This window comes from Enterococcus sp. DIV1316a (assembly GCF_050536915.1).
Classification (GTDB): domain Bacteria; phylum Bacillota; class Bacilli; order Lactobacillales; family Enterococcaceae; genus Enterococcus; species Enterococcus faecalis.
Genome location: NZ_CP172913.1, coordinates 2,354,250 through 2,366,952 on the forward strand (window position 1 = coordinate 2,354,250; position 12,703 = coordinate 2,366,952).

12 protein-coding genes are annotated in these 12,703 nt (G+C 38.5%); 1 reads left to right on the plus strand and 11 read right to left on the minus strand.

What is annotated here, in order from left to right:
• Positions 1-14 precede the first annotated feature (14 nt).
• Positions 15-932, minus strand: coding sequence for a ribokinase (gene rbsK / locus IGL56_RS11255; protein ID WP_171844219.1), 918 nt, complete (start codon positions 930-932; stop codon positions 15-17).
• Between the two features lie 91 nt (positions 933-1,023).
• Positions 1,024-2,019 (minus strand): ribose utilization transcriptional repressor RbsR, encoded by a 996-nt coding sequence (gene rbsR, locus IGL56_RS11260; RefSeq protein ID WP_002370032.1) that lies wholly within the window; start codon positions 2,017-2,019, stop codon positions 1,024-1,026.
• 211 nt (positions 2,020-2,230) lie between these two features.
• Between rbsR and IGL56_RS11265 the strand changes: the two genes are divergently transcribed.
• The gene (locus tag IGL56_RS11265; protein ID WP_002370033.1) at positions 2,231-3,205 is read left to right on the plus strand and encodes an alpha/beta hydrolase; all 975 of its coding nucleotides are present in this window, start codon (positions 2,231-2,233) and stop codon (positions 3,203-3,205) included.
• A gap of 62 nt (positions 3,206-3,267) precedes the next feature.
• Here IGL56_RS11265 and IGL56_RS11270 read toward each other — a convergent pair whose 3' ends face one another.
• The 9 genes from IGL56_RS11270 to IGL56_RS11310 form a co-directional block, all read right to left on the minus strand.
• Positions 3,268-4,635, minus strand: a complete 1,368-nt coding sequence (locus tag IGL56_RS11270; RefSeq protein ID WP_002355097.1) for a PTS ascorbate transporter subunit IIC — start codon at positions 4,633-4,635, stop codon at positions 3,268-3,270.
• Between the two features lie 14 nt (positions 4,636-4,649).
• The gene (locus tag IGL56_RS11275) at positions 4,650-4,949 is read right to left on the minus strand and encodes a PTS sugar transporter subunit IIB (protein WP_002355095.1); all 300 of its coding nucleotides are present in this window, start codon (positions 4,947-4,949) and stop codon (positions 4,650-4,652) included.
• A gap of 1 nt (position 4,950) precedes the next feature.
• Positions 4,951-6,960 carry a BglG family transcription antiterminator gene (locus IGL56_RS11280; RefSeq protein WP_002394059.1) on the minus strand — a complete coding sequence of 670 codons (2,010 nt, stop codon included), beginning with the start codon at positions 6,958-6,960 and terminating at the stop codon, positions 4,951-4,953.
• 165 nt (positions 6,961-7,125) lie between these two features.
• Positions 7,126-7,350 carry a hypothetical protein gene (locus IGL56_RS11285; protein WP_002355093.1) on the minus strand — a complete coding sequence of 75 codons (225 nt, stop codon included), beginning with the start codon at positions 7,348-7,350 and terminating at the stop codon, positions 7,126-7,128.
• A 45-nt stretch (positions 7,351-7,395) separates the two neighbouring features.
• Positions 7,396-7,797 (minus strand): LPXTG cell wall anchor domain-containing protein, encoded by a 402-nt coding sequence (locus tag IGL56_RS11290; RefSeq protein ID WP_002355092.1) that lies wholly within the window; start codon positions 7,795-7,797, stop codon positions 7,396-7,398.
• A complete protein-coding gene (locus IGL56_RS11295; protein ID WP_002392524.1) occupies positions 7,778-8,911 on the minus strand; it encodes a DUF916 and DUF3324 domain-containing protein in 1,134 nt (377 codons plus the stop codon). Before IGL56_RS11295 ends, IGL56_RS11290 begins: the two co-directional genes overlap by 20 nt.
• An 87-nt stretch (positions 8,912-8,998) precedes the next feature.
• The gene (locus IGL56_RS11300; protein WP_002355089.1) at positions 8,999-9,688 is read right to left on the minus strand and encodes a WxL domain-containing protein; all 690 of its coding nucleotides are present in this window, start codon (positions 9,686-9,688) and stop codon (positions 8,999-9,001) included.
• Positions 9,689-10,113: 425 nt separating this feature from the next.
• Entirely contained in the window at positions 10,114-11,085 is a 972-nt protein-coding gene (locus IGL56_RS11305) for a dimethylarginine dimethylaminohydrolase family protein (protein WP_002367340.1), read from the minus strand.
• A gap of 111 nt (positions 11,086-11,196) precedes the next feature.
• On the minus strand, positions 11,197-12,642 hold the full coding sequence (locus IGL56_RS11310) for an alkaline phosphatase (RefSeq protein WP_430599778.1): 1,446 nt from the start codon (positions 12,640-12,642) through the stop codon (positions 11,197-11,199).
• Between the last annotated feature and the right edge of the window lie 61 nt (positions 12,643-12,703).

The window sequence follows — 12,703 nt, forward strand, 5'->3', positions numbered from 1 at the left end:
TCGCTCGCTCCTTTTTATTTGTCTGCCAATTCGTGTTGATAAGGAATCGAAGGTTGGGCTCCAAAACGTTGAACAGTCAACGAGGACGCCTTGTTTCCATAGCGAATAGCTTCTTCCAAATTGCTAAAATCTTTTTCTAATATACTACTTAATGCGCCAATAAAAGTATCGCCAGCAGCCGTTGTATCAACCGCTTTCACTTTAAAAGCAGGCACAATACCACTTCGTCCATTGACGTCATAAAAGGCGCCTTTACTACCTACTGTAATAATTACTGCTTCAATCCCTAATTGATGAAGTGCTTCTGCGGCTTTACGCATACTCGCTTCATCTGTGATTTTAATGCCTGTTAAAATTTCAGTTTCTGTTTCATTTGGTACAATCATATCTGTCACGTTTAGTAATTCTTCAGGAACTTTTTCTAACGCAGGTGCGGGATTTAAAATCGTTTTGACGCCTGCTTTTTTAGCAATTTTAAACGCTGCAATCGTACTATCAATCGCACTTTCAAATTGGGCAATCACAAAATCACTTTTTTCAATAATTTCTTGATGTTCCTGGACTTGTTTTGGCGTAAAGGCGTTATTGGCTCCTGCGTAAATCATAATGCTATTTTCACCAGCGTTATCTACCATAATAAAGGCTTGGCCAGTAGCTGTTTTTTCTAAAGTGGTGACCCCAGTTAAATTAATTTCATCTTGACTCATTAAATCAGTCATCATAGCTCCAGCGCCATCATTTCCCACAGCACCAATAAAATATGTTTCTGCGCCTGAACGTTTCGCTGCAACTGCTTGGTTTGCTCCTTTACCACCACCTGCTGTAAAATGTTCAATGGCGTGAATTGTTTCGCCTGGTTTTGGCATTTCTTTGACTCTTAATGTTGTGTCTAAATTGATACTTCCGATAATTGTAACCGCGTTCATTTTCATCCACCTCAATAAAATTTATTTTTTCATTCTAATTAAAACGTTTTAGTAAAACGTTTTAATTCCACAACAAAAATATAGCACACCTTGAAAGCTATTTCAAGGGTGCTGTCGAAAATCGTTCAATCAGTTGGACAGGCAAGGTTTGCTCCTCCCAATCTTTTGCAGGCTGATGGATTCTTTCCAATAATAAAGTCGCCGTAGTTTGCCCCAATTGAAAAACAGGTTGAGCAATTGTTGTTAGCGGCGGCGAAACATACTCGCACATATCAACATTGTCATAACCAATAATACTATAATCCTCAGGAATTTTTTTGCCCGCTTCTGCTAATCCTCGATATAAACCAAAAGCAATTTCATCATTGATAGCAAAAATTCCGGTGCTCTCTGTTTTTAAAATTTCGGGGACAGCTTGGTAGCCGCCGGTTTTTGATAATTCTGTTTCGATCAACTGGACCTTTTCCGTATAAACAGAACAAAAACCTTTTAACCGTTGCTGAATATTGACTGGCGCATGTGGTGGCATTACCACGACGACCTGTTTATGTCGTTGCTCTTGTAAATGTTTTGCTGCTAGTTGCCCACCTCTATAATCGTCTGTCAAAACAGCATCGCTAAAGCCTTCTGCTTTTTTTTGGTCAAGTACAATAAACGGAATCTTTTTCGCACGTAGCGTTTCATTAATCGTTTGATTGGAAATTTCAGAACTTGCAATCACAAAGCCATCGACACTACGACGAATCAACTCTGTTAAATATTCATGTTCTCTTGTAACGTCTTGGTCCGCATTGCATAACATCAGTATAAAATTTTCTTTGTATAAAACACTTTCAATTCCTCGAATCAATTGCGCGAAAAATGGATTAGTAATATCAGGTACGATTACGCCAATCGTCTTACTTTTTTTCATCACCATACGTTGCGCAAAATAGTCGGGCTGATAGTTTAATCGCTCTTTTGCAGCCAATACTTTTTCGACCGTTTTCCCACTAAACCGTGCCCCATTCCCGTTTAAAATTTGTGAAACGGTAGTAATGGAGACACCTGAGTCATTGGCAACATCTTTAATTGTAACCTTTTTATTTGTCATCCTACTTCTCTCCTTGCCGTGAACGCGCCCATTCACCGGACCTCTTAATCTCATTTAATTTACTACAATCATTTACTTTACGCAACCACAAATAAATACGTACATTCGTTTAAACCGTCCTTTCATCCCTTCAACAAATTTCGTTGTTCTACTTTTAAAATGTTATACTGTAGAAAAAATGATTTACTTTTTGCTGAATGGAGGGCCTTAATTGAAAAAGAAATCGATTGGTTTGTTGTTAGCTAGCGCATATTTGTTTCACACACGTTCTCGTCAAAAATCCTTAAAAGCCTGTCTTTTTGAAGATTCTTTACGTCTTTCCCAAATTGCTCGCCTTGAACGAAATCCGAAAGTCACCAAGGCTTTTTATCATTGGCAACGATCATTAAATGAACAAGTAACTTTGCCAAAACATTTACGTCATCTTTTTCCTCTTCAAGAAATGACTCAATTTCCTACAATGTATCGCATGTCAAACTCCGTTATTGCACCTACCAAGAAAGCTGTACTGTACCTGCATGGTGGGGGCTTTACATTGAATCTCGCCTATAGCCAATTAGACTTTAGTTATAAACTAATTGAAGATCTCTCTTTTGCAACAGATTATTTTATCCCTGTATATCCATTAGCACCAAATAAGTCTTTTGCTGATATTTATAATCATTGCTATGCTGCTTATCAAGAAATTTTACAGCATTATGATCCCGAAGATGTTATTTTATTAGGTGATTCTGCTGGTGGCACATTGGTTTTAAACGTATTGCAGAATTTAGCCACCGATTTCCCTGAACGCTTACCCAAAGCTGCTGTTTTAATTTCTCCTTGGTTAGATGGACATTTAGACATTCCCGTTGCCAAAAGTTATCAAAAAAAGGACAAAATGATTGGCATGAACTATTTACAATTAATTGCCCACGAGATTGACGACACAGCTAATCACTCCACGCTTTCTTTAAATTGCTTGTCCTTTGATTATCAAAAATTTCCGCCACTTTTTTTCGTGGGCGGCACACATGAAGTTTTTTGCCCTTCCTATCACCAATTTTTAAAACAATTAGGGCCACGACCACAAGATACTTGCCGATTGGTGCCTGGCATGCAACACGTTTTCGCAATGAAACAATACTTGCCAGAAGGACGACAAGCGCGGAAACAAATTGCACAATTTATCCAAGAACAATGGTAAAAGGCAAGTGGGACAGAAGTCAAAACGACTTCTGTCCCACTTGCCTTTTTAGAACAAAACACTTAGTTTTCTTCGGCGACTTTTTTCTCCCGCATAGTCAAAACAGCGCTAGCCAAAAGAACAACCACTACAAAAGCAATGATTCCTCCTACTAAAAGACTCGGACCTGCCTCACCTAATTTGCCTAAAAATAGGCCTGGGATTAAATAATCTGTATCCGCAAACGTTGAGGATGCTAACTGTAAATCACCCAAGACTGGTAAAATGAATAACGGTAACCAACTAATTAATAAGCCATTAAACGCAGCCCCTAAAATCGCTCCCCGACGTCCCCCTGTGGAATTTCCAAAAACACCTGCCGCGGCACCACAGAAAAAGTGCCCGACAACGCCTGGTATAATCACGGTGGTATTCAGACCAACCATCGCTAACATTGAAATAGTTCCCACAATAAAGCTCACAAAGAACCCAATCAAGACAGCATTTGGCGCATAAGGAAAGATAATGGGAACATCAAGTGCTGGTTTAGAATTAGGCACTAATTTTTTAGCAATTCCTTGGAAAGCTGGCACAATTTCTCCTAAAACCATCCGCACACCCTGTAAAACCACTACGAAACCAGCCGTAAAGGTTCCTGCTTGAATTAATGAAAAGATGATCGCATTTTCGCCATTGCTTAACTCATGCTCGACATAGCCTGTCCCAGCCAGCAAAGCCAAAATCACATAGACAATCGACATCAAAATCATAATTGAGATGGTTGAGTCTCTTAAAAAACCAAAACTTTTAGGAATTTTAATATCTTCCGTTGACTTTTCTTTATTCCCAAAGACTTTTCCAATAAAGCCACTTGCCGCATAACCAATATTCCCTGTATGCCCCATTGCTACTTTATCATTTCCAGTAATTTGTTTCATAAAGGGCTGACAAAGAGCAGGTGTCACTGTTAATAAAGTTCCTTCAAATAAACCACCTAAAAGAATCATTGGCAAACTAACGCTAAAACCGGCCCCCACTAAAATAACGGCTGTCAAACACGAAACGTACATCATCGCTTGACCTGTCAAAAAGATATATTTAAAACGTGTAAAACGCGCCAACAGAATATTAACAACCATGCCCACCAACATAATCAGAGCAGTTGGTGTCCCATATTGTTGCAAGGCAATCGCTACAACTGCTTCATTACTAGGCACCACGCCTTGTGTATTTAACGCGGTTTGGAACATCTCCGCAAAGGGCGTTAACGAGTTCGCTAATAGCCCTGCGCCACCAATTAAAACTAAAAAGCCGACGAATGTTTTCAACGTTCCTTGAACAACATCAGAAAATTTCTTTTTCTGTAAAACTAATCCCAACAAAGCAATTAATGAAACCAGAATCGCTGGCTGGCTAACAATTGAAACAAATAAATTCAATAAAGTTTCCATGTTTTTCCTCCTTCTTATTGATGTGCAATGCCATTGTCATCTAAAACTTTCAAGACTTTCTCCTTCGTTTCATCGTAATCAATAATCGCATTTAAAGGAATGATTTTTTCATCAGGAATTGACCCTAAAGCATCTTGCAATGTTTTTTCGACAAAGAAGTAATCAGCCATATCGCCACTGGCACTCCCGACATCTGTGTGATCAATTTGAAAATTATCTGTATCAACACCGACTTCCTCTAAAATTTGTTGGATATTCATTTGCACCATAAAACTTGTTCCTAAACCACTTTGACAAACTGTAAAAATCTTCATCTTATTTCTCTCCTTCTTGGATAATTGATAGTATTTCTGGGACGGTTTCAGCCGCCACTAAGCGATGTAATGATTCTTTTTTTGATAGAATTTTTGTCAGACTAGATAAGGCCCGTAAATGTGTTTCGTTATCTGAAGCAGCTAAACAAATAAAAAGGTGAATTTCATGCTTAGGATCTTCTAATAAATCGACACTTTTTTGGATTTTTAGTAATGACATGCCTAACTGATTAACGCCATCTTCTGGTCGCGCATGAGGCAATGCTACGTCTGGACAGATATGGATAAATGGCCCAAACGATTCGACTTTTTGAATCATTGCATCAATGTACTTTTCCGTAATACTGCCATTTTTTAATAACGGCTTGGCAGCTTCTGTAATTCCCGCTCGCCAGTCTGCAACTTCAGGCAGGACTTGGACTGTTTCTGTTGTTAATAATTCCGATAACATTGGACGCAGATCCTCCTCTTTTTCTAAAATTTTGTTCATTTTACGATGCAAGACACGATATAACTGCGCTTCTGTGACTCCTTTTTTTAAGGAAATGTAAGGTTTTAACGCATCTAAAATATCTTTAACATCTGGCATGGAAATACCTGGCAATAGCCAATCTGATTGAACTTGGTGCATCAATTGATTTTTCTCCAAAGAGCTCATAATGGGCTTGGTAAGATAAACCTTTTTGGCTGTTTCAATAGGGACCGTTGAGAAAATGATGTCATAGCTTTTTTCAGATACATTCTCTATTTCCCTCACCGCATTCGTTTCTTTAAATTCAATCATTGGAAATAGCCGACGCAATTCCGATTGCAAAATCAACGAAGAACTGATACCACTGGGACAAACAATTAGCGCTTTTAGCTTTTCTTGCCGCTGCTCATTTTTTTGGCCGAAAATTTCTCCACCAAATAATATGGTAAAAAAACCGATTTCCTCTGACGGGATTGACCGTTTCGTTAATTTTTCTAAAGGAGCTAACGCTTGTTCACAAAGATGATAAAGCGACCGATACGATTGTCGAATATCCTTGATTAAAACATTCGGCAAGTAAAAGCCATAGTTAATCCGAAAATAGGCAGGAACCAGATGATAATACACATTCATGAGCAATTCACGAGGCTGCTCAAATTGAACGACGGCCAATAATTCCATTTTCCGAATAATTTCACCAGAAATATCTAATAAAAACTCTAACTTCGTATCTCGCAATTCTCCTTGCAAGGCTGTCATTAAACAAATCGTGAAAAAAAGACTCTCAGTTTCTACATTCGCCACTGGCCCAACTAAATCACTTAAAATACGACGACTGACGGGATAAGCGCGTAAGGACTGAATTAACTGGTTCTCAGGCCAGACGACTGTTTTATATTTGCCTAATCTTTTTTGAGAAAAAGCAAGAAAGTAACTAATTTCATCTAATCTGCTGGGTACCAGTTGAAGCTGTGCTTCCTGGACGGCTAATTGAATGCCGTCACGCATTTTTGCGTATTGGCTCATTTGATGCTGACTGAGCCAGCAAAATAAAGCAAAGGTGCCCGACTTTTGTTGTAAGAGGCGGGCAAGCCAATTTTTCCCGAAACGACGAATCCGAAATTCATCTCCTTCTAGGTAAAACCCTCGTTTTCGTTCGTAGGATAAAGCAATGTTTTCAGTTGCTAGTTGGTGTCGTACTTTTTTGATGTCCGCTAAAATAGTGCCTTTCGAAACGTCTAAAAAATTTTGATAATGATACACCGATAGTTCTTCGATTTCTGAATAAGTGAGCAAAAAAATAAGTGCTTGTCTTTCTGTTTCGCTATAGATCACTTGACGTTGTTGAAAAAGTTGTTTTCCCCATTCATTTGCGGAAAGGTTTGGAATGCTGACGGTATTCTGTTGAACTTCTCCGCCTATTGTCGAAAGTTGTGTCACTAATTCTCGTTGCGAAAGATCGGTTATTTGTTGAGCCAAAGAGAGCGCAATTTTTTGCCCTGCATACTCGTCAAGGAGATAACTTATTTTATAATTCACAGCTGTGTCCTCCTCCTGTAATCATCATATAATGATAGCGCTTTATTTTCTATCTAAGTTGGGTACAAATGTCTACTGTACTTTTTTGATAAATTGTACCGTTCTTTATTTTAAAGTTAACAAAAACCCGTTGCAAGTTTCTTAAAAACTTACAACGGGTTTTCTTTATGTTAATTGTGTTTGTAATGCGATATTCAGCAAAATAGCCACCGCCACCCAGCCACCACACATCACCAGAAGCAGCCAACTAAACATTGATTGTTTTACTAAAGACTGCTTAGGCTTTGCCAGATGTACAAAATTCATGCTATTTACTAAGAACAGTAAAAATAAAGCAAAACAAAGGACGGCCAAGCCAGCACAAATCCAAATCCACATCGTAATCTCCATCTATATTCCTCCTTCTACATTAACTCTATTTATAAAAACAGCACATTATTTTTCCTTTTTCCTTTTTTTATTCAAATAATAGAAACTTGTTAGTACTACGAGTAAACAGGCAATACCAAGGCTGTAAAGCCACGTGCTATTTCGTTCACCTGTCCTTGGTAATGACGTCTGTGCATTAGTCGGATTCGTTTTAGCAGTGGTTTTTCTGCTCACTTTGTCTTGTTGTTGTGACGTTTTTTTATCTTTATCAGTGACTGGTTGCTCTATTGGCTTAATGACACCTTCCGTTTTTAGTGGCTCTTTCCCTCCATAGAACGTTACACCGATATTCGTTTGCCCTACTTCTTCTGCAAAACTTTCAGAAGAAACAATTAGACTCGCAATGCCAACGGTTAAAAGTATTCCCAACGTCACCAGAAGTGACCCTTTACTTTTCATTGTCATCATAGCGTGCTCCTTGTCTATTTTTCAAAGCTGCCTGTTTTTCTTGTTGTAAATAGGCTTGTTGTTTCAGTGTTGCTTTCTGTTGCGTAAAACGGCAAATAGCTAGAATTAGACTCACAATTGTTGCAGCTAACAAGCCATAAAAAGCTTGATTCCACCAAGTCGGTAGGACCAATTTCACTACTGCTTCTTTATTTAATTTTTTGGCTTCTTGACTACTGATGGTAAATTCTTGCTTAAACGGCCACACTTGTTGTTCATCTTCTTTCAAGACCGCTTTTCCTTCAAAAATATAGGTTCCTGGACGAACATCTTCTTTCCCGAAATCTAAATGGAAGTTCATCGTCGAATTTGGCGCAAAACGAACACTTGGTAAAATCCGTTTGGCATATTCTTTCGTTTCGCCTTTTTTCGTTACTTTTCCTTCTAAACGCACTTCAGGAAAAATAGCGGATGTCGGATTCTGAATAACCGCTTGGACCGATTTATTTCCTAAAGCAATGGTCGGAACTAATTTAACTAATTGAAGAGTCTCTGCTAGATACATCGGTGTATCTTCTGACATTCGTAAAGCAATTGCTACATTAAATCCATATCGACTGGTTAAACCCGTTGATTTTCCTTTTTCTTCCTTTTCATCTTCTGCAAGCGAAGCATAAACACCACCCAAAACTAATCCTTGGAAACCATTCGCTGGAATTTCGACAGTCATTTTGGCTGTTACGGTTTTCTTAGCGGGAACTTTTACATGTTCCTCAGGTAATTTAATTAATGTTGTCAAGGGTACTTTTAAACTTGAATCTGGTTTTTTCTCGAAATCATTGTACACAATTAAACCATTGTCATTCGTCACAGCATTCGCCAAATTTAAATCAATCGTCAATTCTTCATCTGTTTTATTAATTAAAGATAATTCGACTTCTTGTTTCTGTCCTGGTTTTACAATGAGATCGTAGTAGGATTGCGTATTTTTCGCTTGATTCTCAGGAATATTGGGTTTAACTGTAAATTTTGTATTCATGTTGTCATCCGCTTCTTCTGCTTGTACAGCAGAAGGGATGCTTAATGCCATCACACAAATAAAAACTGTGACGATTAGCCAGCGCATTGTCTTCATTATTTGTTCCTCCTATGTATCGAAAAGGAGCCGTGCACCACTGCGCAGCTCCTTTTCTAGTAATGCAGTATTCTCGTTAGTAACTTTTTATGGCGCAGCCACTAATGTCCAAGTTACGTTACCTGTATACGCACCATTTGTAATTTGTGAACTAGGTGTTGTAATGTTTAATTTTACATTTGATAATTCAGAATCCCATGTACCTTGACCTTTACCAACTGCTGCTGTAGCAATTGATACAGCTGCTCCACCTACTGGAATAGTTGTTCCAGCAAATTCAGGACTTCCTGGATCTGCTGCAAAGGCAGCCACATCACGTGAGTATGTTTTTGCTGTTTCATCGTATTTAGCTACTGCTCCTGTTTGCGCAAAGGTAATTGAACCTTCTAAAGTAGCAGTACCATTTTTCATTTCAGCAACGCCTGCAGTAACTGACCAACCCGCTTGTGTTCCACGAACATCCCCGACCGCATAACGTTTTGTTTGTGTACCATTTGCATCTAATGAAATCGCTGATAAATCAGAACTAACTTCTGTCGAAGCAAATTTGAATTCTGTTGGAACATATAACAAATCAAAGTTAGTATTCGTACCTGGTTCTGGTTCTTGGGTACTTCCATCTTCTCCATCACCATTACCACCTGGTAATGAACCACTCGTCATTTCTACGTTTGCTGGTGTTGTACCAGTCGTTGTTGCATGTGCTGCTGCAGGAGCGATGCTTGCCCCTAAAATTGCCGTTCCTGCAAATAAAGTTACCAATGTTTTTTTCTTCATTTTACTCTCTCCTTTATATCTTGGTTAATTAATGAATAAAAAAGTGAAAAACTTTTCTATCTCAGTAGAACGTAAACTAAGTATAGCGAAAAAAAGACTGCTTGTGATTTCAAATTTTAAACACCTCATGCAAAAAAAATGAATTTACTATAACAGCAAGGTTCCAACGACTTTTTGTGTCTTTGAAAACGTAATTTTCAAAAAATATATTGTTTTTTTTCACATATAAAGTAGTAATTTTATAAAAAAACAGCGAGAAAACGTCAAAACATTAGTAACAAACACTAACATTTTGACGTTTTCTCGCATTTATTAAATCGAAATTTCCTCAATATTTTTAAAAAAAATAGTGAAAACTAAAATTATATCGTTTTCATAGACAAAACGTACATTTTTTCTTACGAAAATTGATAATCACTCGCTGACTATTCTCTAATCAAAGCTTGCGTTGTACAGCGGAAGGAACCACCTAACATTCTAGAAACATGGTAATCAATTGCCTCAACTTTGATACCTTTTGCTTCTATTTGAGGAATTAAAGTTGTAAACGATTGGTCCGTTATATACGTTTCTTCGTTAAGCGGTAGACCATTTGTCACTAAATACGCTGCTTCTTGCAAAGTAACGTGAATTTTTTCCCAGTTTGCTAATTGCGCAGGAAGTCCATCCAAAAAGGCCTCTTCACAAACAATCATCAAGCCTTCTCTCAACAAGCTCAACGCACAATCTAAGTGGAGAATATGCGGATGTAACCGAACCGGCACCACTTCATAACCAAAATGACCAATCATATTGGCTAACCACTGAATTCCTGCTAGGTTACTTGCCAAGCCAGAGTAGCCCACAAAAATTGTTGTTCCTAGAACTAAAACATCGCCGCCTTCAATAAAGGGACCTGCTTCACTTAAAGCCCCTTCAGAAATGTCAGGTTGTGGCGCAGCAAAATAATAGCCTTCTGCTTCTTGTGTCCACTGCTGAATAATCGGACGAATTGGTAAAATTTCTTGTCGACGGTGTTGAAATCTTAAGTTTCCTTCTATTAAGAGATTGCCAATTGTAAAAAAAGGGTCTCGTGAAAAGAAGTTACTATATCCTACGCCCAATTCCTTGCCATGTTCTTTTTCATAGGTTGTCAATAAACGTGGACGAAATACTTCTACGCCATAAGATTCTAATACTCCTTGCATGACTTCTTTTTCTTTTTCCCAACGCACTTGTTGTTCTGGTGCAAAGTCTGCTAAATCACGCCCTTCATTATTCTGTGTTAAACGGGCATTTTCCTCTGTTAAAAAAGTCGTATCCGCTTCATCAAATTTATCTGGTAAACAAAATTGCGATTGTGCTAAAACAACTGAACGCAACGGTGCAAATTCACTTTCAACATGCATTTTTTTCATTATTTGACCTCACTTTTATCTGGTTACCTTCATTATAACAGAGATAAAATTTTTATGCCTTCAATGAAGAAAAAGCAGAACTTCTATACGTTCTGCTTTTTCTTCATTTTGTTATTTACCAATACCTTTATCTTTAATCTCAGCTTTTTGCCCGGTGCCATCTACTAAGCCAAAAATAATCTTCGCTTGGTCTGTATTATCAATTTGTCCTGAAAAAGCTTCTGCTTGTGGGCCATAAGCATAGACATTTACATCTTCTCCTGTGTGTCCGCCAGTAGTCCAACCAGTATTCGAACGTTCATCAAAAATCTTTCTTAATGCCTGAGCGATTTTTTCAACATCTTTTGACTCCGCCGCTGTTTTCACTGCTTTCAATTCAGCCTCACTTAATTGAAAATCAATATACTCAGTCACTGTTTTTTCCACATTACCATTTTTAATAATTTCTTCTGCCATGAAATCAGGCGTGCGTTTTGCCGCATGTAAAGGCTCCGTCAACCAGTTGTATTGATCTCCTTTGCCTAAAGACAAGCCACCTGTTGAATGATCTGCAGTTGTAACCACCAATGTTTCACCATCTTTTTTGGCAAAATCGATGGCCTTTTCAAACGCCGCTTCGAAGTCTTGCATTTCGCTCATCGCGCCAACAATATCATTGCTATGCCCGGCCCAATCAATTTGACTACCTTCAACCATTAAAAAGAAACCTTTTTCATTTTTATCTAACCGTTGAAGAGCCGCTTCTGTCATATCAGATAATGAAGGGACTTCTTCCGTTCGGTCAATCATTTTAGGTAGCCCGCCTGGTGCAAACAAGCCTAAAATTTTGTCGTCTTGGTTCTCATTTAACGACTTTTTGTCTGTGACATGACCATAACCCGCTTGGGAAAATTCTTTGACTAAATCACGATCTTTCCGGGCAAATAATTCGGAGCCGCCGCCAAGTAACACATCGACTTTGTGTTGTCCGTCGATTTGATCATCAAAATAGTCATCGGCGATTTCTGCCATATTTTTGCGTGAAACATTATGTGCGCCATATGCAGCAGGGGTTGCATGTGTTATTTCAGATGTTGCTACAAGACCCGTTGATTTCCCCACTTTTTTCGCACGTTCGAGCACTGTTTCTGTTTTGGACTTGTCATTATCGAGTGCAATAGCATTATTATAGGTTTTCACTCCGGCAGCCATCGCTGTCGCTGCGGAAGCTGAATCGGTGACATTCTCTTCTTCATCTTCTGGATAAGTGGCTTGCTGTCCGACCAAATAGGTATCAAAAGCTGTTTGGGGAACACGCTTGTCTGAGTGATTGGCTTTGAAATAGCGATAGCCCGTTGTATACGGATTCCCCATGCCATCTCCAATCATAAAAATAACATTTTTTACTGATGCTTTTTCAGATTCAGTTGCCTTCGCTTCAGCAACCTCTGTTTGTTTTTCGCCGCTTTTCTGTTCAGATAAATTTGTACAACCCGCTAATGTTGTGAATGTTAATAAGGTAACCCCTAGCAAAGCTCTTTTCTTCATTTCCTTGTTTCCTCCTTCATATCTACCCATACATTGACTATAACAAGTCTTAGTTGATTTCTGATAAATAACAAGTAAACAAAGTGTTAAG